This window comes from Rhodopila sp. (genome assembly GCF_965277825.1).
Classification (GTDB): Bacteria; Pseudomonadota; Alphaproteobacteria; order Acetobacterales; family Acetobacteraceae; genus Rhodopila.
Genome location: NZ_CBDIDU010000001.1, coordinates 1 through 20,457 on the forward strand (window position 1 = coordinate 1; position 20,457 = coordinate 20,457).

At 66.5% G+C, this 20,457-nt stretch carries 23 protein-coding genes; 12 read left to right on the forward strand and 11 right to left on the reverse strand.

Annotated elements, in window-relative coordinates; all coding sequences use genetic code 11:
- Together ACQY4T_RS00005 and rutA are read left to right on the forward strand one after the other, a co-directional pair.
- Window positions 1-195, forward strand: a 195-nt coding sequence (locus ACQY4T_RS00005) for a hypothetical protein (protein WP_428530511.1), incomplete at its 5' end; no start/stop codon positions are given.
- A gap of 101 nt (window positions 196-296) precedes the next feature.
- Window positions 297-1,358, forward strand: coding sequence for a pyrimidine utilization protein A (gene rutA / locus ACQY4T_RS00010; protein WP_428530514.1), 1,062 nt, complete (start codon window positions 297-299; stop codon window positions 1,356-1,358).
- 81 nt (window positions 1,359-1,439) lie between these two features.
- Here rutA and ACQY4T_RS00015 read toward each other — a convergent pair whose 3' ends face one another.
- On the reverse strand, window positions 1,440-1,724 hold the full coding sequence (locus ACQY4T_RS00015; protein ID WP_428530517.1) for a hypothetical protein: 285 nt from the start codon (window positions 1,722-1,724) through the stop codon (window positions 1,440-1,442).
- Window positions 1,725-1,777: 53 nt separating this feature from the next.
- Window positions 1,778-2,074 (reverse strand): hypothetical protein, encoded by a 297-nt coding sequence (locus ACQY4T_RS00020; RefSeq protein WP_428530520.1) that lies wholly within the window; start codon window positions 2,072-2,074, stop codon window positions 1,778-1,780.
- Window positions 2,075-2,371: 297 nt separating this feature from the next.
- On the opposite strand from ACQY4T_RS00020, the gene ACQY4T_RS00025 reads away from it, so the two are divergent.
- Entirely contained in the window at window positions 2,372-2,551 is a 180-nt protein-coding gene (locus ACQY4T_RS00025) for a hypothetical protein (RefSeq protein ID WP_428530523.1), read from the forward strand.
- A gap of 66 nt (window positions 2,552-2,617) precedes the next feature.
- Here ACQY4T_RS00025 and ACQY4T_RS00030 read toward each other — a convergent pair whose 3' ends face one another.
- The 4 genes from ACQY4T_RS00030 to ACQY4T_RS00045 all read right to left on the reverse strand — a co-directional run bounded on the left by ACQY4T_RS00030 (window position 2,618) and on the right by ACQY4T_RS00045 (window position 5,437).
- Complete coding sequence (locus tag ACQY4T_RS00030; protein WP_428530526.1) at window positions 2,618-3,088, reverse strand: hypothetical protein; 471 nt, start codon at window positions 3,086-3,088, stop codon at window positions 2,618-2,620.
- A gap of 172 nt (window positions 3,089-3,260) precedes the next feature.
- Window positions 3,261-4,187 (reverse strand): SH3 domain-containing protein, encoded by a 927-nt coding sequence (locus tag ACQY4T_RS00035; RefSeq protein ID WP_428530529.1) that lies wholly within the window; start codon window positions 4,185-4,187, stop codon window positions 3,261-3,263.
- A 55-nt stretch (window positions 4,188-4,242) separates the two neighbouring features.
- The gene (locus ACQY4T_RS00040; protein WP_428530532.1) at window positions 4,243-4,626 is read right to left on the reverse strand and encodes a DsrE/DsrF/DrsH-like family protein; all 384 of its coding nucleotides are present in this window, start codon (window positions 4,624-4,626) and stop codon (window positions 4,243-4,245) included.
- A complete protein-coding gene (locus ACQY4T_RS00045) occupies window positions 4,616-5,437 on the reverse strand; it encodes a HesA/MoeB/ThiF family protein (protein ID WP_428530535.1) in 822 nt (273 codons plus the stop codon). The genes ACQY4T_RS00040 and ACQY4T_RS00045 overlap by 11 nt, the downstream gene beginning before the upstream one ends.
- A 63-nt stretch (window positions 5,438-5,500) precedes the next feature.
- Between ACQY4T_RS00045 and queC the strand changes: the two genes are divergently transcribed.
- Genes queC through ACQY4T_RS00060 form a run of 3 tightly spaced genes read left to right on the forward strand, consistent with a single transcriptional unit; the run spans window position 5,501 to window position 7,679 of the window.
- The gene (gene queC, locus ACQY4T_RS00050) at window positions 5,501-6,253 is read left to right on the forward strand and encodes a 7-cyano-7-deazaguanine synthase QueC (protein ID WP_428530538.1); all 753 of its coding nucleotides are present in this window, start codon (window positions 5,501-5,503) and stop codon (window positions 6,251-6,253) included.
- 33 nt (window positions 6,254-6,286) lie between these two features.
- Window positions 6,287-6,673, forward strand: a complete 387-nt coding sequence (locus tag ACQY4T_RS00055; RefSeq protein WP_428530541.1) for a Rap1a/Tai family immunity protein — start codon at window positions 6,287-6,289, stop codon at window positions 6,671-6,673.
- 22 nt (window positions 6,674-6,695) lie between these two features.
- Window positions 6,696-7,679, forward strand: a complete 984-nt coding sequence (locus ACQY4T_RS00060; RefSeq protein WP_428530544.1) for a 2-hydroxyacid dehydrogenase — start codon at window positions 6,696-6,698, stop codon at window positions 7,677-7,679.
- Window positions 7,680-7,785: 106 nt separating this feature from the next.
- Here the strand turns inward: ACQY4T_RS00060 and ACQY4T_RS00065 are convergent, their stop codons facing one another.
- From ACQY4T_RS00065 to ACQY4T_RS00075, 3 genes are all read right to left on the reverse strand, one after another.
- Window positions 7,786-8,178, reverse strand: a complete 393-nt coding sequence (locus ACQY4T_RS00065; RefSeq protein WP_428530547.1) for a RidA family protein — start codon at window positions 8,176-8,178, stop codon at window positions 7,786-7,788.
- A 128-nt stretch (window positions 8,179-8,306) separates the two neighbouring features.
- Complete coding sequence (locus ACQY4T_RS00070) at window positions 8,307-9,659, reverse strand: MFS transporter (protein WP_428530550.1); 1,353 nt, start codon at window positions 9,657-9,659, stop codon at window positions 8,307-8,309.
- Between the two features lie 146 nt (window positions 9,660-9,805).
- Entirely contained in the window at window positions 9,806-11,131 is a 1,326-nt protein-coding gene (locus ACQY4T_RS00075; RefSeq protein ID WP_428530553.1) for a DUF2254 domain-containing protein, read from the reverse strand.
- A 133-nt stretch (window positions 11,132-11,264) separates the two neighbouring features.
- Here ACQY4T_RS00075 and cax point away from each other — a divergent pair, with 133 nt between their 5' ends.
- Window positions 11,265-12,359 (forward strand): calcium/proton exchanger, encoded by a 1,095-nt coding sequence (cax, locus tag ACQY4T_RS00080; RefSeq protein WP_428530556.1) that lies wholly within the window; start codon window positions 11,265-11,267, stop codon window positions 12,357-12,359.
- Window positions 12,360-12,396: 37 nt separating this feature from the next.
- A complete protein-coding gene (locus tag ACQY4T_RS00085) occupies window positions 12,397-12,819 on the forward strand; it encodes an EVE domain-containing protein (protein ID WP_428530559.1) in 423 nt (140 codons plus the stop codon).
- Window positions 12,820-13,400: 581 nt separating this feature from the next.
- Here the strand turns inward: ACQY4T_RS00085 and ACQY4T_RS00090 are convergent.
- A complete protein-coding gene (locus tag ACQY4T_RS00090; RefSeq protein WP_428530562.1) occupies window positions 13,401-14,141 on the reverse strand; it encodes a GntR family transcriptional regulator in 741 nt (246 codons plus the stop codon).
- 382 nt (window positions 14,142-14,523) lie between these two features.
- On the opposite strand from ACQY4T_RS00090, the gene ACQY4T_RS00095 reads away from it, so the two are divergent.
- Window positions 14,524-16,236: a tannase/feruloyl esterase family alpha/beta hydrolase gene (locus ACQY4T_RS00095; protein ID WP_428530565.1), complete on the forward strand. Its 1,713-nt coding sequence runs from the start codon at window positions 14,524-14,526 to the stop codon at window positions 16,234-16,236.
- 60 nt (window positions 16,237-16,296) lie between these two features.
- On the opposite strand, the gene ACQY4T_RS00100 is transcribed toward ACQY4T_RS00095, so the two are convergent.
- Window positions 16,297-17,517 carry a cytochrome P450 gene (locus ACQY4T_RS00100; protein ID WP_428530568.1) on the reverse strand — a complete coding sequence of 407 codons (1,221 nt, stop codon included), beginning with the start codon at window positions 17,515-17,517 and terminating at the stop codon, window positions 16,297-16,299.
- A 215-nt stretch (window positions 17,518-17,732) separates the two neighbouring features.
- On the opposite strand from ACQY4T_RS00100, the gene ACQY4T_RS00105 reads away from it, so the two are divergent.
- The 3 genes from ACQY4T_RS00105 to ACQY4T_RS00115 all read left to right on the forward strand — a co-directional run bounded on the left by ACQY4T_RS00105 (window position 17,733) and on the right by ACQY4T_RS00115 (window position 20,435).
- Window positions 17,733-18,509 (forward strand): ABC transporter ATP-binding protein, encoded by a 777-nt coding sequence (locus ACQY4T_RS00105; RefSeq protein WP_428530604.1) that lies wholly within the window; start codon window positions 17,733-17,735, stop codon window positions 18,507-18,509.
- Between the two features lie 11 nt (window positions 18,510-18,520).
- The gene (locus ACQY4T_RS00110; RefSeq protein ID WP_428530571.1) at window positions 18,521-19,051 is read left to right on the forward strand and encodes an NMCC_0638 family (lipo)protein; all 531 of its coding nucleotides are present in this window, start codon (window positions 18,521-18,523) and stop codon (window positions 19,049-19,051) included.
- Between the two features lie 124 nt (window positions 19,052-19,175).
- Window positions 19,176-20,435 (forward strand): CaiB/BaiF CoA transferase family protein, encoded by a 1,260-nt coding sequence (locus ACQY4T_RS00115; protein WP_428530574.1) that lies wholly within the window; start codon window positions 19,176-19,178, stop codon window positions 20,433-20,435.
- Window positions 20,436-20,457 lie beyond the last annotated feature (22 nt).

Consider the following 20,457-nt stretch of genomic DNA (forward strand, 5'->3'; position numbering starts at 1 on the left):
GTTCTCCTGCGGCACGGTATCACCGGCTACGACCGTCGGGCGCTGAGCGATGATTACCGTTGGTCGGCGCTGTGGCACATCGCGACGCCGGTGTTTCAGGCGGCGAACCAGATCCCGCCGGTGATCTGGTGGAACAATCTCGAGCGCATCCTGCTGGCCGTGGACGATCTCGGCTGCAGGGATCTGCTTGGTTGATGCCGTTGCCGCGCGCCGGGCGCTGTATTCACTATGCGGGCCACCGGCATGACACGATGTATGCACATTCAAAGAGCTGATTGCCAACGGGAGCGCAACACATGGACCTCGGCGTCTTCATCCCCATCGCCAACAACGGCTGGCTGATCTCCAAAACCTCGCCGCAGTACAACACCAGCTTCGCGCTGAACCGCGACGTCACATTGCTGGCCGAGCGATATGGATTTGAATTTGCGTTGTCGATGGTGAAGCTGCGTGGGTTCGGCGGCGAAAGCGAGTTCTGGGACCACGCCTTGGAAAGCTTCACCCTGATGGCCGGCATCGCCGCGGTCACCGAACGCATCCAGCTTTACGCGTCCTCCGCCGTGCTGACCCTGCCGCCGGCGATCGCGGCGCGCATGGCCGCCACCATCGACAGCATTGCGCCGGGCCGGTTCGGGATCAACATCGTCTCCGGCTGGGCCGAGGGCGAATACACCCAGATGGGCCTGTGGCCGGGACAGCAGCACTACGAGCGTCGCTACGAGTACAGCGCGGAATACGTGACGGTGATGCGGCAGTTGTGGGAAAATGGGACATCCGACCACAAGGGCGCCTATTTCCAGATGACCGACTGCAAGCTGAGCCCACGCCCGTCGGTGACGCCGAAGATCGTCTCCGCCGGGCAGAGCGACGTCGGCATGGCGTTCGCGGCCGAACACGCCGACTTCAACTTCTGCCTCGGCGAGGGCGTCAACACCCCGACCAAATGCAGCGCCACGATCGGCCGTCTGCTGAAGGCGGTCGCCAAGACCGGGCGAAACGTCGGCGCCTACGCCCTGTTCATGGTGATCGCCGACGAAACCGATGCCGCCGCGCAGGCCAAATGGGAGTGCTACAAAGCCGGCAAGGACCTCGATGCCCTGAGCTGGCTCGGCGCCCAGGCCAGTAACGACGACAAGGCCGATGTCGGCGGCACCGCGCAAAGCATGATCAACCCGGTCTCGGCGGTGAACTTCAACATGGGAACCGTCGTCGGGTCCTATGCCACCGTCGCCCGGATGCTCGATGAATTGGCGACAGTCGAGGGCCTCGCCGGGGTGATGCTGACCTTCGACGACTTCATCCTGGGGATGGAGAATTTCGGCCAGCGCATCCAGCCGCTGATGGCCAGCCGAAAATGAACCGGCTGGCTCGCGGGGTCGCTAATTTTTCCAGACTGATCAGCAAAGCGGCAAGCGGTTTCCACGCTCACGCAGCGGCGATTACCCGCGAGATGCAGCGTCCGCCGTCGCCAGCCGCCGATCAAGCGTCACCAATTCAGCCACGAGCAGCCGCGCCACCCAAAGGTTGCTGGCGTCATGGGTGGGCCGCGCAGTCCGTCCGGCCAGCGCCATGGCCGCAGAGTGATCCACCACCACGTCCTCGATGCCCAGTTGATGGCGAAGTGCAAAGGCAGCGGTCAGCGCGGGCTGCTGCTGTGGATGGCGGCGGGTTTTGAGTCCCGACTGCAGCAGCGCCCAAAAGCTGTCAGCGGCTCTTCCGGACAACTCGAATGTCTTGAGATCTGCAACGATCGCGTCGCGGCGGAGAGTCCAGAGCGTCAGCCCGGGCTAACAAGGTCGTCGTAGCGCTCGTGCCCCAGGCGTTTGACCGCCGCCACGCTTTCGAGGCGAACTTCTGGGTTTTCCTCAACAGCGCGGCGATACCAGAACCGAGCCGCAGGGATATCGTTCAGTGTCTCGTAGCAGGGACCGATATGCTCGGCGAGGTAACCGGCGTCCCGCGACGGGTCGCCGTCACTCATGAACAGGTAGACGCGAAGAGCGTCTTTGAATCGCTGCTCGTGGATCGCCTTGGCTGCCACCCGTTCAAGCGCATTGAAGTCCACCGCTCTCATCGTCTCCTCCGGCGACCCTTCCCCGCAGGCCCGTCAGAACTCGGGTATGGGCTCCCCGGGAGGCCGGCTGCTGGCATGGCCTGTGCCACACGTTGGGCGGAGCAGGGGAAAATAGGGAGGGCGGCAAGAATGGCAAGCAAACGATCGCTCGGGTTAGGCGGGCGGTCTGTCCTGACCGGGGCCGGGATTGCCGCCCGCAGCGGGGCCATGGGCGTTCCGACGATCTAAGCGCAGAACATCAAGAACATCACGCTGCGTCAGTTCGGCACCGGGGTTTCGAACCGCAACGGGGTGGCGATGAAGGTGAAGCAGGACCTGGGCCTCACGCTGACCATGACGGCGCTGGATATTGATGCGGTGATGCAGAAGGCGGTGACCCAGCCGCGGTCCTACGACATTGCCGACATCGAGTATTTTCCGATCAAGAAGGTGTTTCCCACCGGCGTGAGGCAGCCGATGGATGAACGGGTCCGGTGAGGCCTTCAGGGTAAGGGACGCCCCGGGGGAGACGATGCGGGGAGAGACTTCGGTGGGTATCATATATCAGATCGGCACCAGCCGCAGGCAACCGGCGCGGCGGCCGGCATCGAACAGGAACGCCATCAATTGGCCGGCCACCGGAAAGCCGCTGGTGCGGGTCACCGAGGTCAGGCCCCACAGGTCCTGTACCGCGTCGGCCGCGCCCATCAGCACCGGATCCCCCTCGGTCAGCAGCATGATCGGCAGTTCACGGTTGTAGCGGGCGAGGACCTTCATGGTGTGGAAGCCGTCCTGCTCCCGCCCGTCGACCGATCCGATCACCGCCATCGGGCGGTGTTCGCGCAGCACCTGCGCCAGATCCGTTCCGGCCGAAACGACTTCCATTCCGAGGTCGAGAAAGTCGCATACCGGAGCGAGGCAGGCGATGGTTGCCGGATCGTCGCTGACCACCACGACGACGCCCGGCCGAGCACTGGTCATCATCTCGACGACGTTGGCATCCAAAGACAAATTCCCCGGGGCGAGCATGTTCATGACTTCTGCCTTGTTCGAGCGGACCCGGCGTTTGGCTGGGCGGACGATCACATTCTGGTGAATATGTTAACGTCTCGCTAGCCACGCCAGGAGTAGTTCCGCGTCGAATCTCGGCATTTTGCCGTGAATGATCGTTAATTTCGCCGCATCATACTCGATCTCAAAACAGTTGTCATCCCGGAGCGACCGCCTCGTTGGGCAAGGTGCCCCAAAATTGCTCGCGCCGCAGGAAACCGCGGTAGGACCCGGCCTGGACGTTGCACCAGTCGGAGGAAGCTTCGCAGGACCGGATGCGGCCGATCACCCCCGGCTTGAGGATGGCGACCGGCCTTGCGGTGTCGCTTGCCTCCGATCGCAGCGCGGCATCGGCTTTTTGCACGATGAAGCTGCGGCGGCCCATCAGGGTGGCGCCGTGCACCCAGCCTTGGATGCCGTCGGCATCGCGCACCCAGCGCCAGACATCGAATTCGCGCTCGATCTCCACCGGCAGGTCGCGTCGTTTGTAGACCCAATCGATACGGTATCGCGTGCCGGGGCCGGCCCGCATGTTGACGTCATCGGAGCGTAGCGATGCGAAGCGCGGCAGTTTGGCGGCGGCGGCTTCGGGTTTCTCGGCGTCCGGCAGCTTGTCGGGCGCGGCGGTCTTGGTCTCGGCGGACGGTTGCGGCTGCGGCGCTGGCGCGGGCACCGGCACAGCTACTGACGCTGGCGCCGGTATTCGCGCTGGGACGGCGGGGGGCGCGGGTTTGCCGGTGGGGGCGCCGGTCGGGCGATGCGGATGCAGCGGCCCGTGCGGCGCCACCACCGGTGGCTTGGCTGCACCGCCAGCAACGACATGGACCGATTTGCGCGGCGCGGCGGCGGGTGGTTTCGCGGGTGCTTCGCGGGCTGGCGGTTCGTGTTGGGGCGGTTCGTGTTGGGGCGGTTCGTGCTGGGAAGGTAGCCGCAGCGTGCCGGACGCGGGTGCCGGTTGCGCCGAGGCTTGGCTAATGCGCCACGAGAAATCGCGTTCCGCGTCGGTTGGAGCGCCGACGCTCCAACCCCCGGCCGCGGTGATCACCGAGGCCAGCGCCAACACAACCCGAGCCGGATAACGCATTTGCCCTCCCTGCCAAGCATGGCCGAATCGAGTCAAGCGTAACCATCCGCAGGGGTCAGATCGTGATCACGGTCGCGGTGCCGACGGCGGACAGGAAGGTGGCGACCCCGGCGACCTCGACCTCGGGCAACAGCAGCGACGGGTCGATCGCCTCGGCGCGCAGGCCGGCCTCGCAGGCGATCATCCGCACGCCGAGCTGGGCGCAGGCGTCACGCAAGGTGTCCAGGCTGGCGACGCCGTTGGCCTCGATGCGGGCATCGCGGTCGGCATCGTGCAACGCGGACCAATCGCGGCATAGCGCCAGGCAACCCTGGTTGGTGGCGAACAGCACGACGTCGCGGCCGAGCGCGGCGGCGGCGGAGGCGAGGACGAAGGCGTAGTGCGCCCGGTCGTGCGATCCGGACAGCAGCAGCACGCCGAGCGTGGTATCAGCCGGCACAGACGGGCCCATTCGAGGTGCTGCGGTGCGCGGAGAGGTCCGTGATGGCCGCCTGCGGGCCGCACAGCGCGCAGGATGGATCCGGCCGCAGCTTGATGTCGCGGAACGTCGCCGACAGAGCGTCCCAGACCAGCAGGCGGCCGGACAGGGTGTCGCCGATGCCAAGGATTTCCTTCAGCACCTCGGTTGCCTGTAGCGTGCCCATCACCCCGGTGACCACGCCCAGCACGCCGGCCTCGCTGCATGTCGGCACGGTGCCGGGCGGCGGTGGTTCGGCGTAGAGGCAGCGGTAGCACGGGCCGCCGGCGTGCGGCTTGAACACCGAGAGCTGGCCCTCAAAGCGCAGCACGGCGGCGGACACCAGGGTGCGTTTGGCCAGCACGCAGGCGTCGGCGACCAGGAAGCGGGTGGCGAAGTTGTCAGTGCCGTCGCAGACGATGTCGTATTGGCGGATCAGGTCCAGCGCGTTGTCGGCGGACAGGCGGGCTGTGTAGGCCTCGACTTTTACAGCGGGGTTGATTGCTCGGGCGGCTTGGGCCGCGGAGGCGACCTTGGGCATGCCGATGCGGTCGGTGGTGTGGGCGACCTGGCGCTGCAGGTTGGACAGGTCGACCAGGTCGTCGTCGATCAGGCCGATGGTGCCGATGCCGGCGGCGGCCAAATAGAGCATCAGCGGCGAGCCCAGGCCGCCGGCGCCGATTACCAGCACGCGGGCCGCCTTCAACTTGGCCTGGCCGGTGCCGCCGACTTCGCGCAGCAGGATGTGGCGGGAAAAGCGCTGGATTTCGTCTTCGCTGAAATCGAGGTCCATGGTGAAGATGATAGGATGATGGGACGGCGGATGACAGGGGACCCTGAACGGAACACGCGGCCGATGGCGCAACCCAGCCAGACCGAAATCAGCAAGACCGAGCCCGTCGGGGCCGAATCCAGGGAGGCGGGGGACGCGGCGCTGGTGCTGTTTTCCGGCGGACAGGATTCCGCTACCTGCCTGGCCTGGGCGCTGGCTCGCTATCGATGGGTGGAAACCGTCGGCTTTCGCTATGGCCAGCGCCATGCGGTGGAACTGGCGTGCCGCGAGCCGATCCGGACGGCGCTGGCATCGCCCGGGTTGGGACCGGATCATCTGGTGGACCTGACGGCGACGATTGCCGGGCTGGGGCAGACCGCGATGACCGCGGACGTGGCGATCGGGATGGACCAGGACGGTCTGCCGAACACCTTCGTGCCCGGGCGCAACCTGCTGTTCCTGACCTGCGCCGCCGCGATCGCCTATCGCCGCGGGCTGCGCCGCATCGTCGCCGGGGTGTGCGAGACCGACTATTCCGGCTATCCGGATTGCCGCGACGACACGGTGAAGGCGATGCAGCTTGCGCTGAACCTGGGCATGCAGCGGCGGTTCGTGCTGGAGACTCCGTTGATGTGGCGCGACAAGGCGGCGACCTGGGCGCTGGCGTTCGGGCTGGGCGGCGATCGGCTGGTGGGGGTGATTCGCGAAAGCAGCCATACCTGCTATCTGGGGGATCGATCGAAACGGCATCCTTGGGGCTATGGTTGCGGCGCCTGCCCGGCCTGCCTGCTGCGTGCCCAGGGTTGGCAGCGGTGGACCGCCGATGGCGGACACTGATCGGTGGCCTGGATTTAGCTGAGGGGAAATTTGATGAAGACAGTTCTGGCCGCTGCCTTGCTGGCCTCGGGTGTTGCGGTTTTCGGTGCATGCGCGGTGTCGCCTGCCAGGGCGGCCGAGGAGATCACGATCCGCACCGCGACCGCGGGGGAGCTGGCCGACACCTGCGCGGCAAACCCCAGGGAGCCGGGGGCGGACGCCAGGCTCAACTTTTGCCGTGGCTTTGCCCAGGGCGCGATCGACGTCGAGATGCACCATGCCGGGGAGCACAAACTATTCTGTTTTCCTCGTCCGTCACCGACGCGGGCCGAGACGATGAATCAATTCGTGAGTTGGGTGCGGGCGATGCCGGATCGTCGTTCGATGCCGTCCGACGAGGGTCTGTTCAAGTTCCTGGCCGAGCGATTTCCGTGCAAGTAGTATTTCTGAGAGTAGCGCTGGCATGACCGACACGGTCGCGGTCACCTTCGACCTGCGTGCGCCGCATCGGGCTGTCGTCGCCGAGGCGTTGGGGGACATGGGTCGGCCGGCGTGGCTGAGCGAGCTTGACGACGCGGGGCGGGTCTCGGCGCTGCGCGAGGCTGCCGCCATCCTGGCGCGCGACACCGGCAAGGATCTGCGGCCGGGCGAGGCGGGGCAGATCCGGTCGGCGCGGCTGGTGCAGTTCATCAGCGCGGGGATCGACTTCGTGCCGCTGCATGCGCTTCCGGCCGGCATCGCGGTTGCCGGCAATGGCGGGGCGTATGCCGAACCGATGGCGGAGCACGGGCTGGCGATGGTGCTGGCGGCCAGCAAGCGGCTGCTGGTCGAACAGGCCGCGCTGGGGCGGGGCGAGTTCAACCAGTTCACCCGCAACCGCACGCTGGCGGGGCAAGTTTGCGGCATACTGGGGTTCGGCGGCATCGGCGTCGCCACCGCGCGGCTGATGCGAGCGTTGGGGATGCGGATCCATGCGATCAATCGCACCGGCCGGTCGGACGGGGCGACCGACTGGATCGGGTCGGTGGCGGATCTGGATGGGCTGCTGCGGGCGGCCGACGTGCTGGTGATCAGCACGCCGTTGACGCCCGAGACCAAGGACCTGATCGGGGGGCGCGAACTGGGGCTGATGAAGCCGGATGCCATCGTGGTCAATCTGGCGCGCGGCGAGATCATCCAGCAGGCGGCGCTGTTCGAGCATCTGCGGGCGCATCCCGGGTTCTGGGCGTGCATCGATGCCTGGTGGACGGAACCGGTGCGCCACGGCGAGTTCCGCATGGATCATCCGTTTCTGTCGCTGCCGAATGTGGTCGGGTCGCCGCATAATTCCGCCTCGGTTCCGGGCATGACCGAGGTGGCGCTGCGCCGGGCGGTGGCGAATATTCGGCGCGCGCTGGCCGGGGAGACGCCGCGGTATGTGCTGACGCCGGAGCAGCGGATGGGTTAGGGGACGCTGGACCCTATCCGGGCTGAGCGTGCATTCCGAATAGGGTCCAGCTTTTGTCGCGTGATCCACGCGGCTTGAATGTTCCGCGCAAGCCGCGATCATGGGATTACAGCGCGACGATCGCTTCGATTTCGATCAGGTATTCCGGCGCAGCCAGCGAGGCCACGCCGATCAGCGTGTGGGGCGGCATTTTCGGGCCGAAGAATTCGATGCGGATGGGGCCGTAATCGGCGCGGTGGCGCATGTCCGTGATGTAGGTCGTGACTTTGACCACATTGGCAAGCGTGGCGCCCCCGGCCTCGATTTGCGCCTTCAGTGCCGCCAGCGCGGCGTGCGCCTGGGCCTTGAAGTCACCGGGATGGGCGCAGCCGCCGTTGGCGTCGTAATCGACCTGGCCGGCGATGAACAGCAAGGTGCGCGCATCCTCGACCTTGAGCGCCTGGGCATAGATCGGCGGGTCGTAAACGCCCGGGGCGGCATAGGGGGAGAGTTTCGGCATCGGTGGCTCCTGGTTTGCCTGGCCGCGTCGTGCGACGGTGGGGGCGCCGTGGGCGGGTTCGGTGGCCCCGGTGATCTAATTTCCCGGGCGAGTCAACTGCTGCCCAGCCAGCTTCCGGTGAACGCCGATCAGGCCTGGTTCGGTGCCGCTAGGGCGCCGTCGGCGGCCAGGTCTTGCGGGGCGTCGGCGGCGATGTCGCTGAGATGGGTTTCCGGGCCGCACCAGACCGCGAACGCGGTGATCAGCGACAGCAGGATGACGTAGCAGGCGACGCCCCATGGTGCGCCGGCCATCCAGCTTACCAGCAGCGCGGCGATGAACGGTGACGGACCGCCGGCGATGATCGAGCCGAGTTCGCGGGCGAAGGCGAAGCCGCTGTAGCGCAGCCGCGGGCCGAACAGTTCGGCAAAATAGGCTGCCTGTGGGCCGAACATCGCGGCGCTGCCGATGCCCATGACCAGGATGAAGCCGAGGCAGATCAGCGCCGGGTTGAGCGTCTGCGCCATGGCGAAGAACGGGAAGGCGAAGGCGGCGGAGAACAGCGCGCCGCCGATGTAGACCGGGCGGCGGCCGACTTTGTCGGACAGCCAGGAGAACAGCACGATGCCGAAGATCTCGGCGATGTTGCCCAGCATCACGCCGGTGATGGCGACCTCGCGCGGCATGTGCAGGGTGTTGATGACGTAGCTGAGGCCGAATACCGGGAACAGGTAGCCGAGACCGTTCTCGGCCAGGCGGGCGCCGACCACGACGAAGAAGTTGCGCGGGTGGCGGCGCAGCGCCTCGACCGCGGGGGCGCGCAGCGGCGGGCGCCGTGCGTTGGCTTCGGAAAATACCGGGGTTTCGGCGACGCGGGTGCGGACATAGACGCCGAGGCCGAGCAGCAGCAGGGAGACCAGGAAGGGGATGCGCCAGCCCCAGGTGAGCAGGTCTTGCTTGGACATCATGGTGACCAGGTAGAACACCCCGGCGGCGAGCAGATTGCCGGCGGTGACGCCGAGCGGGGCGAAGCTGCCGTAGAGGCCGCGTTGGCCCTTGGGGGCGAATTCCACTGCCATGATGACGGCTCCGCCGTATTCGGCGCCGGCGCCGAAGCCCTGCAGCAGGCGCAGCAGCAACAGCAGCACCGGTGCCCACAGGCCGATCGCGGCGTAGGTCGGTAGCAGGCCGATCAGGAAGGTGCCGCCGCCGACCAGCAGCAAGGTCGCCACCAGCATCGGCTTGCGGCCCATCCGGTCGCCGAAATGGCCGAAGAACAGGCCGCCGAACGGGCGTGCCAGGAAGCCGACCGCGAAGGTCGCGAACGCGGCCAGGGTTCCGACGGTGGCGTCGTATTTCGGGAAGAACAGTTCACCGAACACCAGCGCCGAGGCGGTGCCGTAGATGAAGAAGTCGTACCACTCCAGCGCCGAACCGATGGCGGCGGCCAGCATGACGTGGCGCAGGGCGGTCGGTGACACGGCGGGCGCCGCCTGGGTCATTGGTTTCCTCCGGTTATTGGCCGGCCGCTGCTGCGTGGCGGCGGCCTGGATCGTTGCGCTCGACGGCGCGGCGTGGCTGGTCCAGATCAGGGTCGGTCGATTTAGCCGATCGGGGGCTGGCACGGCAAAATCGGGACGGCCCGTGGCTAGCCAGAGGGGAGGTCGTCGCCCGTGGCTGCCGGACGACGGCGTTGCCGGGTCGCCTCGAACTCGGCGTGGCGCTGGCGCAGGTCAGCGAGGTCGCCCTGATTGGCGACCTCGCGCTCCGCATCGGCCAGCACCAGGTCGGCATGGCGGCGGAGCGTCGCAACGCGGGCCGGAGCCTGCTCACAGCCGGTCACCGCGATCAGCACCTCCAGTATGCGCAGCAGCACGGCGGTGCTGTTGGCGGCGTTTTGGCGGATCATGTGGAACATGCCGTCCGCCAGGCCGTCGTAACTAACCGCGGGGACGACCAGCACCACCCGGCCGCGGCGTAGCGATATGCCGGAGGCGAGGTGGACCGGGGCGATGTCGCATAGCGCGGCGCCCAATCGGTCCAGCACCGCCATCGCGGTGTGTGGGTCGTTGATTCCCGGCGACAGGGCTCGGACCGCGACCTCGACGAGTTGGCGAATGGCGAACTCCAGATCGGCCGAGCTCACCCGGGTGGGTCCAAGGGCGGTGGCGGCGCGGATCGCGGCGGCGGCGCCTTCAACCGGGGGGGTCATCTCGGCGATCGGCGCGCCGGGGAAGACATAGTCGCCGGGGCGCGCCAACAGTCGCAGCGTGGTGCCCTGTTGGGCCGCCCATTCGGCCAGCGCCTCGGCCTGCATTTGCTGCAGGTAGCCGCGGCGTTGGTCGACGATCGGCATGGCGCCGTCCCAGATGTCGGCGGTCGATGCCTGGGTTTGCGGCTGGTCGAAGGTCAGTCGCTGGATCGCCGAACGGAGGTCGTCACTGACCAGTTCTATGACCGTGTCCACGTTGATGCGCCCGGCCATGTGGCCGACGAAGAACACCAGGGTGCCGACGCAGAGGAACGCCAGCAGGATGCTGACGCCGAGCGATGCGTGGGGGACGAATGCTCCCTCACTTTGGGTGCGCACGCTTCGTAGCACCATCAGCGCGTAGGAGAAGGTGGCGAGAAAGGCGCCCAGGGTGAATTGGTTGCCGCGGTCCCGGGTGAAATTGCGCAGCAGCCGCGGGCCCATCTGACCGGCGGCGAGCGAGAGGGCGGCGATGGTGATGGAGAACACCGTGCCGGCGACGCCGATGGTTGAGGAAGCGACGGCACCAAGCAGGGTTCGCGCGCCAGTGGCGCCGCCGTTGTATAGCCAGGGGCTCTCGATCAGCCAGGCCGGCACGATGCCGCTGCGGTCCAGGTCGATCAGGCCAACCGCGAGCAGGATGCCGGCCACCACCATCGCGGCCGGCAACAGCCAGAAGGTTTCGCCGATATCGCTGAACAATTTGCGAACATGGGCTTGCAACAGGCATCCAATCACGGCAGGCGAGGTTGCACGAACGGCAAGGTCGGGTGACCGGGTTGCCACTTTCGCAACCGGCGTGATGCTTGATCTCGCCTAGCACAGGCGGACCATGAGCAACACCGGGAGCGGTTCGATGCGGCGCACTGGGGCGGTGAGCAGCGGCGCGATGATGCGGCTGGCGCTGTTGGGGTTCGTGCCGGTGGCACCGGTGCTGCACTATGGGCTGGGGGCGGCGCCGATCTGGGTGTTCGTGACCGGCGCGGTGGGTGTGGGCGTGCTGGCAGACTGGATTCGTGTCGCGACCGAGCAGCTTGCCAAGCATACCGGATCGGCGGTGGGAGGCCTGCTGTCGGTCAGCCTGGGCAGCGTGGCGGAGTTGCTGCTGGCGCTGTTCGTCCTGGCGCAGGGTCAGGCGGACGTGGTGCACGCCCAGATCACTGGATCGATCATCGGCACTAGCCTGCTGGGGCTCGGGCTGGCGATCGTGGTCGGCGGCGCGACGCGTGAGCGGCAGACGTTCAAGCGGGAACGGGCCGGGCTGCTGTCGAGCCTGCTGATCCTGGTGGTGATCGCGCTGCTGCTGCCCGCGGTGTTCGACTTCACCGCGCGCCGCGTCACTCATAGCGGCGACGTGGGGATCAGCGAGGAGTGGTTGAGCCTGGCGGTGTCGGCTGTGCTGCTGGTGCTGTACTGCGCCAACCTGGCGTATACACTGGTGACGCATCGTGACGTGTTTGCCAGTGGCGAGGAGCCCGATGCGGGCAGCGCCTGGGGGTTGTGGCGGTGCCTGGCGGTGCTGGCGGTGGCGACCGTCGCGGCGGCGCTGGAGAGCGAGTTGATTTCGGACTCGCTGGTCGAGGCGGCGCGCAGCTTGGGGCTGTCGCCGACCTTCGTGGGGGTGATCGTGCTGGCGCTGGTGGGAACCATCGCCGATCTGTTTTCGGCGGTGTGGTTCGCGCGGCAGGATCGGATGGGGCTGGTGATGACGATCTGCATCGGGTCCGCCATCCAGATGGCTCTGGTGGTCGCGCCGTTGCTGGTGATCCTGTCCTGGCTGATCGGCACGCCGCTGACATTGGTGTTCAAGAATCCGCTGGACCTGTTTGCCATCGCCGGCGCGGCGTTCATCGTCAATACGATCGCCGCGGATGGCGAGACGACGTGGTTCGAGGGTGTGCTGCTGGTGGGGGTGTATGTCGTGCTTGGGGTGGCGTTCTTTTTCGCGTGATGAGCCGGATTGGCGTCTTGTCGGCTGAGGAGTTGTCGTGAACGCATGCTGGATCGCCGTGGCGAGCCGGGACCACGTGCGGGCGGCGGTGGCGGGCGGCTTTGCCCAGCTTCATCATGGGAAGCGTGTGGCGCTCGATCGTCTGAAGCCGTTTGACCGGATTGTGTATTATTCACCGCGCGAGCGGATGGGGGACGGTCAGCCGGTTCGCGCCTTCACCGCCATCGGCGAAGTTCTGGACGCCCCGCTTTACCCGGGCGAGAGGGTGGGCAACTTGCAGCCATTCCGGCGCGGCGTGCGGTTCTTTCAATCTCAGGACGCACCGATCGAGGCGCTGCTGGGGGAGCTTTCGTTCACCCACGGGCGGACGCAGTGGGGCATGATGTTCCGCCGCGGAGTGTTTCGTATCGGGGCGCAGGACTATCGGGTCATCGCGGCGGCAATGAAGGCGGTCGAATAGTGGGTCGGGCTGCACGTCGTAGATCCGGGCACCGCTTATGGCCCCACTGGACGATCCGGGGAAAAGTCGAGGCGATTTTATATTATTTCATTATTTGCACGGAGCAGACTGGAGGGCCGAGAAGTGCCACGGAGGTTTATATTGGTCGGGCATCGCCGGGTCACGACTGGATGGGCGATAGGACTGTCCTTGCTGGGACGGCGACAAGATTTTCTCCGAGCGTAAATTACCCTTGACGCTCCGTGGTGCTCCGCGTCCCGGTTGGCTTGCTCCGTGCTATTGCTTAACGAGAGCCAAAGCGGCAACGCCTTCACGACGCTGACGGCGAGCGGGTCAACGATCAGGTCGATTGGGAACACGTGGACGATCTGCTGGCGGACGAACGCTGGCCGCTGCGTGGATTGGGGGGCGCCGGGTCGTGTGCCGACGCCGGGGTTGGCGCGACGCCGGCGAGGTAGGGGTGAAATAACAATGCACGCGGGCCGATCGCCGGCGTAGACGGTCCGGCCCTGTTTGTGGCGATGGTGGGTGCCAGATTCGACACACAAGGATAATCGACCAGACCGGGTGTCGTTGCAGACTTAGCTACTCGCGGGCTGACGGCGCCAGGCCAGTTCTGGGGCGGTGTCGGCGTTCGGGACTGCATCGAACTTTTGCACGATGATGGCTGACGCGCTGGCGATGTCGTCCTGCACGGCTTGTGCCGCGGCGGCCGCATTTCGCTGCTCGAGTGCTCTGACGATGCGGTGATGATAGTCCGGCAGGTTGCTGCGAAGCAGCGGAATGGACAGGCTTCGATACAGCGGGCCGATCTGCAACCATAGCGCTTCGATCATTGAAACCAGCAACGGCATTCCGCAGGCCGCGTAGATGGTGAAATGGAATCGCCGGTTCAAGTTGAGGTGCAACGCGACATCGGTTTCCGCCGCTTCGCGCAGGTCGCGGTGCAAACCACGCACTGCGCGCAACATGGGCTCGGAGACGGCGTCGCAAGCATTGGCGGTGGCCGCGCCCTCGATCAGCATGCGGACGTCCCGCACCTCCTCGAATTGCTCGCGTGTCAGTTGGCGGACGATCGGACTGCGGTTGGATCGGGCACTGAGCGCGCCCTCGGAGATGAGCCGGCGCAGGGCGTCGCGGACCGGCATGTCGCTGGTGCCGAAGGCTTGCGAAAGCGAGCGCAAGGTGAGTTCCGCACCGGGGGCGAACACTCCCTCCATCAGCATCCGGCGTACCTCCTGGTACACCCGTTCATACAGGGGATCGCGGTTGAGGGGCGACACGCCGGAAGCTTCCGGCAGTGCGGACGAGCCGATGGTCATGCCGCGGCGGGACGGCGGCGATCGATCGGGGCGACGGATCGCGGCGCAATACGAAATGTCATGATAGCATCTAACCAGATCGGCCGGAGCGTGTCTGCCCCCTGACGATCTTGACAACGGGTAAACTGCCGTCCACGGTTCGATCAAAGATCAAATAAGGCCAGGGGGACAATGACGTGCCAGCTTGGGGCGGGACTTTCCCGACCGCGAAAGCGGCCATTTTCGTGAAATTCCAGCGTCCTGTGCCAGGATGCGCGGCGTGTGGCAGCCGCTTGGCAATCCGGGCTCTGGTCGATGCCTAGGCCGCAAACCGGGTCCGGCGCTTGCTGGCCGCGGCGGCGTCGATGCCTGTCAACAACAATGCAGCGGGGGGGAAGATCAAATGAGCCAGCAGGCACCGCGCCGGTCATGGCGATCAAGATTGACATGCGGCAGCTTCGGCGCCCTGGCCCGCGGCGGCGCAATCCTGGTGGCTGTCGCGGCGATCAGCGGCCCGGCGGCGGCGGCAAGTTGCGAAGACCTTGCCGGTGCCTTGTTGTCGAATGGTTCGATCACGGCGGCGCAGTCAATTCCGGCCGGCAACTACACCGCGCCATCGGGGGCGGTCCTTCCCGATATGCCGGCGTTCTGCCGCTTGGCGGCGACGCTGACGCCGACCTCCGATTCGTTCATTCGCATCGAGTTGTGGATGCCGACCGGCAACTGGAACAACGCCTATCTGGCGACCGGCGGCGGCGGTTACGCCGGAACGATCAACTACGGGGAGCTCTCCGGCGGGCTTGCCCAGGGCTTTGCGACCGCGAACACCGACATGGGCACATCACCGGCCACCGCGTTGGATGGCCGAGCGCTGACCGGACACCCGCAGAAGCAAATCGATTTCGCGTATCGGTCAACCCATCTGATGAACGTTGTTTCGAAGCAATTGATTGCCGATTTTTACAGCCAGGCCGCCGACTATTCGTACTACTACGGCTGCTCGACCGGGGGCGGCCAGGGAATGCATATCGTCGAGCAATATCCCGCCGATTACGATGGGGTCATTGCCGGCGCCCCGGCGATCGATCGCAGCCATAACGGCATACTGTGGAATTTCGACGTCACGCATGAAAGCTCCGACAGCCTGATCCCCGAGGACAAGGCGACGCTGGTCACCAAGGCGGTGCTGGCGGCATGCGCCGAACAGAGCGGCGGCGTGTCCACCGATCCGTTTCTGACCGATCCGCGCGCCTGTGGCTGGCGCCCCGACGCACTGGCGTGCGCGGCCGATGCCACCGACACCTCGGACTGTCTGACCCCTGGTCAGGTGAAGGCGCTCGAGCTTGCCTATGACGGGCCGCGCGATCCACGGACCGGGCATCTGATCTTTCCTGGGATACTGCGCGGGTCAGAGAGCGGATCGACCTTCGACCTGCCCGCGCTGGAAGGACTGTCGGCGCAATTTCCGTCCACCGAACCACTTTTCCCAGGTGAGTTGTATTGGGTTTTTGGTAACGACTGGGATTACCGGACCTTCGATTTCGATCATGATCAGGCCACGGTCGATCGGAAAATCGGCTTCCTGAACGCGCTTGACACCGACCTTTCACCATTTGCCGCGCGCGGCGGCAAGCTGATCATGTTCCACGGCTTGGCGGATCCGCTGATCTCGCCGCAGATGACCATCGACTACAATCTGCTGGTGCAGCGGACGTTGGTGCAACAGGGCTACGACAGCGCGAGCGCCGCGGCGCAAGAACAGACGTTCTACCGATTATTCCTGGTGCCGGGCATGGGGCATTGCTCGGGCGGCCCGGGTCCGAACGCGTTTGGCCAGGTCGGCGGCGCTGCTGGGCCGGCCGATCCGCAACACAACGTACTGCAGGCGTTGGTGCAATGGGTCAAGGGCGGGGTGGCACCGCAGAGCATTATCGCCACGAAATACAGCAACGATATGCCGGCGGACGGATCGGTCATGACCAGGCCGCTGTGTGTGTTTCCGCAGTTTCCACGCTACTCCGGTTCGGGTGCCACGACCGATGCCGCCAATTTCACCTGCGTTGACGACGAGGTACACAACAACCCGACCCCGGCGCGACAATATCTGCGGGACTGAGGCTGGCCGACGGGGTGACCGCGGTTCATCGGGGAGGCGCCGTAGCGCCCTGGAAACGCGTCAGTCCCACGCCACCGGCAGTTCGGTCAGGCCGCGCAGCACGAAGCTTGGGCGCCATTTGGGGTGGTCGGGGTCGGTCAGGCGCAAGCCGGGCAGCCGGCGCAGGATGGTTTCGAATACCACCGCCGCCTCGATCCTTGCCAGTTGGGCGCCGAGGCAAAAATGGATGCCGCCGCCGAACGACAGCGGGCGGAGGTCCTTACGGGTGATGTCGAAGCGTTCGGGATCGTCGAACACCGCCGGGTCGCGGTTGACGCCGCCGATTAGCGCCACGACGATATCGTTGCGGGCCAGCGCGACACCGCCCAACTCGACCGGTTCGGATGCGGTTCGGCCGACCGCCTGAACCGGGGATTCGAAGCGCAACACCTCCTCGATGGCATTCGTCACAAGGGTGGGATCATCGCGTAGGATGCGCCACTGTTCGGGATGGCGCAGCAGGGAATAAAAGCCGTTGCCGATCAGGTTGACGGTGGTTTCGTGGCCGGCGGCGAACAGCAAGCTGACATTGGCGCGCAGTTCGGCGGTGGTGAGCCGGTCCCCGGCTTCCTCGGCCTGCACCAGTTGGGTGATCAGGTCGTCTTGCGGGTCGCGCCGGCGCTGTTCGAACAAGGCCTCGAAATAGGCGCTTGATTCGAGGCTGCCGACGTTGGCGCGATCGAGTTCGGCGCGGGTGGGCGGTGTCGGATTGAGCAACGCGCCGCCGGAGCTGGACCCGGTGACGAAGCGCTGGCGGTCGGCCTCGGGGATGCCCAGCAGTTCGCAGATCACCAGCACCGGCAGCGGGAACGCCAGGTCGCGGACCAGGTCCATGCCGCCGCGTTCGGCGACCTTGTCGACCAGGCGGTCGGTCAGTTGCTGGATGCTGTCGCGCAGCGCCTCGATCCGGCGGGCGGTGAACGCCTTGGTGACCAGGCCGCGCAGGCGGGTGTGGTCGGGCGGATCGCGCATCAGCATCATGTGGGTGAGTTCGACCACGGCGGGTTCGGCCATCGCGGTCGGGCCGAAGCGGCGCTCCATCGCCTCGGGATCGTGATAGCCGCGCCCGAAGCGCTTGTCGCGCAGCAGGGTGACGGTATCCTCGTAGCGGGTGAGGAACCTGCGGCCGAGCGGGGCCTTGAACACCGGGGCGGTGGCGCGCAGGTGGCGGAACACTGGATACGGATTGGCGAGGAAGTCCGGATCGCGGAAATCGAACGGTTGCGGGGCGGCGGCGGACATTGATTTCTTCCTGAGTTTGCGCGGGCCAACCCTATCGTATCACAACCCCCAGCGCTCGGCATTTCCCGCCGATGATTTGACTGTCCGCCGGCTTGAACAGCGCGCAAGGGCGGCAACCTGATGATCGATCGCCGCCCTCCTACGCGGATCGCGTGCGTCCAACCGCATCGGAGCAGCCCTTGCCCAATCCCGCGCCGACCGGCATCAACCCGACGATGACCAACCAAACGCCGAAGCTGCGCATTCGCGGCCTTTACAAACGGTTCGGCGCCAAGCGCGTGCTGGACGGGGTGGACCTGGAGGTGCCGCAAGGGACATCGCTGGTGGTGATCGGCGGGTCCGGGTCGGGCAAGTCGGTGCTGCTGAAATGCGTGCTGGGCCTGATCGAGCCGGATGACGGGGTGATCGAGATCGACGGGCGCGACATCCTGAAGTTGCCGCGCGGGGAACGCGAGGTGATCCGAGCCAGGATCGGCATGCTGTTCCAGAACGGGGCGCTGTTCGACAGCCTGCCGGTGTGGGAGAACGTCGCCTTCGGCCTGATCGCCCGCCATAATTCGACGCGCGCCGAGGCTCGGGCTCGCGCCGAGGACTATCTGGGCCAGGTCGGGCTTGCCGCCGGTGTCGGCGATCTGTCGCCGGCGGAACTGTCGGGCGGCATGCAGAAGCGTGTCGCGTTGGCGCGCGCGATCGCCTCGCAGCCGGACATCATGTTCTTCGATGAGCCGACCACCGGGCTGGATCCGATCATGGGGGCGGTGATCGATGGGCTGGTGGTGGACTGCGTGAAGCGGCTTGGCAGCACGGCGATTGCGATCACCCACGACATGGCGAGCGCGCGGCGGATCGGCGACCAGGCGGCGATGCTGCTGAACGGGCGCATCGTCTGGGCCGGGCCGGCGCAGCGGCTGATGGACAGCGGCAATGCCGAGGTGGATCAGTTCACCCATGGCCGGCGTGACGGGCCGATCCAGATGGAGCTGCGGCGCTGATCCGAGCGGCGGTGCTGATCATCGCCGGTGTGCTGTTGCCGGCGGTGGCTGGGGTTGGGGCTGGGGCCTCGGCCGGTGCCGCGACGGGGGCCGACGCGGCGACGCAATTGGTCGGTTTGTTCCTGCAAGGCTGCCTGCGATTCGCCGGCCATCCGGCGGCGCTGCGCGACTGGGCGCGCGGCAACCAGTTGACGGCGCTGCCGGAGCAGGGTCGGGCGGCTTTCCTGCACGGCGCGCCGGGGCAGGCGTTCGATGCCTCGGCGGCGGGGATCAAGTTGGTGCTGGTGTCCTCGGACGACGGGATTTGCTCGGCGGTCACCGAACGGGCGATGCAGCAGCCGGTCACCGATGCGCTGGAGGATGGGTTACGCCAGGCCGGGCTGCGGTTTCGCCTGGTGATCGAGCGCGACGACAAGGTGTTCAGCGCGATCCACGACCGCGAGTATCTGGCGGCCGAGGGCAACCATGGCTGGCGGATCCTGCTGGCAGTGGTCAAGGGCGATCGTGGCGGCGAGGCGATGGTGACGGCGGCGCCGGAGTAGGACGTGTGGTCGTGCCGCCGGGTGGTGCCGCTGGGTGGTGCCGCTGGGCTGGGCCGCTGGCGGAGTGGCTCGGTATCTGCGACGCTGGGCGCGAAATCGTTCGCGGGGAAACCAAGGAGCGTCCATGACGGAAACCACCCAGCCGAACCGCGCCGTCTCGGATGCGGCCGCCCCTGTCCGGTTCCTTGCCGGGGTCAAGATCGTCGATCTGACGCAATTCGAGGCGGGGCCGTCCTGCACCGAGGCGCTGGCCTGGCTGGGCGCGGATGTGGTCAAGATCGAGAATCCGAAGATGGGCGATCCTGGGCGACGGCTGCGGCCGGGGCAGCCGGACAACGATCCGTATTACTTCCATGTGTTCAATGCCAACAAGCGCTCGATGACGGTCAATCTGAAGTCGCCGAAGGGACTGGCGGTGGTGAAGGACATGCTGGCCAGCGCCGATGTCTGCATCGAGAACTTCGCGCCCGGCGCGATCGAGCGGCTGGGCCTGGGCTATGACGTGGTGCGCGGGCTGAACCCGTCGATCGTCTATGCCCAGGTGAAGGGGTTCGGCGAAGGCAGCCCGTACGAGAAGAACCTGGCGTTCGACATGATCGCGCAGGCCTGTGGTGGCACCTTCAGCGTCACCGGCGATGCCGACGGGCCGCCGACCCGACCGGGGATGTCGCTGGGCGACACCGGCACCGGGATGACCATGGCGATCACCATCCTGGGCGCGCTGTACCAGCGCCGGCAGTCCGGGCAGGGCTGCCGGCTGCAGGTGGCGATGCAGGATGCGATCATGCACTACATGCGGATCAACTTCGCGACCCAGGGGCTGACTGGGGCCGCGGCGAGGCGCGGCGGCAGCAAGGTCCCTGGCATCAGCAACGCACCGATGGGGCTGTATCCGTGCGCTCCGGGCGGGCCGAACGATTACGTTTATATCATGACCAGCCGAGCCAATCCGGATCATTGGGACCGGTTGTTGAAGGTGGTCGGGCGGGAGGACCTGATCGGCGATAGTCGCTACGCCTCGCCGGCGGACCGGGTGCTGCGCGAGGCCGAGGTTGACGCGATCATCGCCGGCTGGACGCGGACCCACGACAAGCACGACGCGATGCGCGCGGTGGGCCAGGCGGGGATTCCGGCTGGGGCAGTGCTGGATACGATGGAATTACAGAACGACCGGAGTTTCGAGGATCGCGGCATCATGCAGGTGATGCGCCATCCGCTGCACCGCGATTTTAAGATGCCGGGCTGGCCGGTGCGCATCGATGGCAAGCCGCCGATGCTGACCGCGTCCCCGGTGCTGGGCGAGCACACCGACGCGGTGCTGGACGAATGGCTGGGATTGAACGCCGAGGCGGTGGCGGCGCTGCGGGCGGAGGGGGCGGTTTAGCTGCTGTCGGTCGCGTGGCGTG

What these genes read in the sequence shown, in the direction of transcription:
- rutA (WP_428530514.1), top strand. Translation starts at nt 297, where the DNA reads ATGGACCTCGGCGTCTTCATCCCCATCGCCAACAACGGCTGGCTGATC.
- ACQY4T_RS00020 (WP_428530520.1), bottom strand. Translation starts at nt 2,074, where the DNA reads ATGAGAGCGGTGGACTTCAATGCGCTTGAACGGGTGGCAGCCAAGGCG.
- ACQY4T_RS00025 (WP_428530523.1), top strand. Translation starts at nt 2,372, where the DNA reads ATGAAGGTGAAGCAGGACCTGGGCCTCACGCTGACCATGACGGCGCTG.
- ACQY4T_RS00030 (WP_428530526.1), bottom strand. Translation starts at nt 3,088, where the DNA reads ATGAACATGCTCGCCCCGGGGAATTTGTCTTTGGATGCCAACGTCGTC.
- ACQY4T_RS00035 (WP_428530529.1), bottom strand. Translation starts at nt 4,187, where the DNA reads ATGCGTTATCCGGCTCGGGTTGTGTTGGCGCTGGCCTCGGTGATCACC.
- ACQY4T_RS00045 (WP_428530535.1), bottom strand. Translation starts at nt 5,437, where the DNA reads ATGGACCTCGATTTCAGCGAAGACGAAATCCAGCGCTTTTCCCGCCAC.
- queC (WP_428530538.1), top strand. Translation starts at nt 5,501, where the DNA reads ATGGCGCAACCCAGCCAGACCGAAATCAGCAAGACCGAGCCCGTCGGG.
- ACQY4T_RS00055 (WP_428530541.1), top strand. Translation starts at nt 6,287, where the DNA reads ATGAAGACAGTTCTGGCCGCTGCCTTGCTGGCCTCGGGTGTTGCGGTT.
- ACQY4T_RS00060 (WP_428530544.1), top strand. Translation starts at nt 6,696, where the DNA reads ATGACCGACACGGTCGCGGTCACCTTCGACCTGCGTGCGCCGCATCGG.
- ACQY4T_RS00065 (WP_428530547.1), bottom strand. Translation starts at nt 8,178, where the DNA reads ATGCCGAAACTCTCCCCCTATGCCGCCCCGGGCGTTTACGACCCGCCG.
- ACQY4T_RS00070 (WP_428530550.1), bottom strand. Translation starts at nt 9,659, where the DNA reads ATGACCCAGGCGGCGCCCGCCGTGTCACCGACCGCCCTGCGCCACGTC.
- cax (WP_428530556.1), top strand. Translation starts at nt 11,265, where the DNA reads ATGCGGCGCACTGGGGCGGTGAGCAGCGGCGCGATGATGCGGCTGGCG.
- ACQY4T_RS00090 (WP_428530562.1), bottom strand. Translation starts at nt 14,141, where the DNA reads ATGACCATCGGCTCGTCCGCACTGCCGGAAGCTTCCGGCGTGTCGCCC.
- ACQY4T_RS00095 (WP_428530565.1), top strand. Translation starts at nt 14,524, where the DNA reads ATGAGCCAGCAGGCACCGCGCCGGTCATGGCGATCAAGATTGACATGC.
- ACQY4T_RS00100 (WP_428530568.1), bottom strand. Translation starts at nt 17,517, where the DNA reads ATGTCCGCCGCCGCCCCGCAACCGTTCGATTTCCGCGATCCGGACTTC.
- ACQY4T_RS00105 (WP_428530604.1), top strand. Translation starts at nt 17,733, where the DNA reads ATGACCAACCAAACGCCGAAGCTGCGCATTCGCGGCCTTTACAAACGG.
- ACQY4T_RS00115 (WP_428530574.1), top strand. Translation starts at nt 19,176, where the DNA reads ATGACGGAAACCACCCAGCCGAACCGCGCCGTCTCGGATGCGGCCGCC.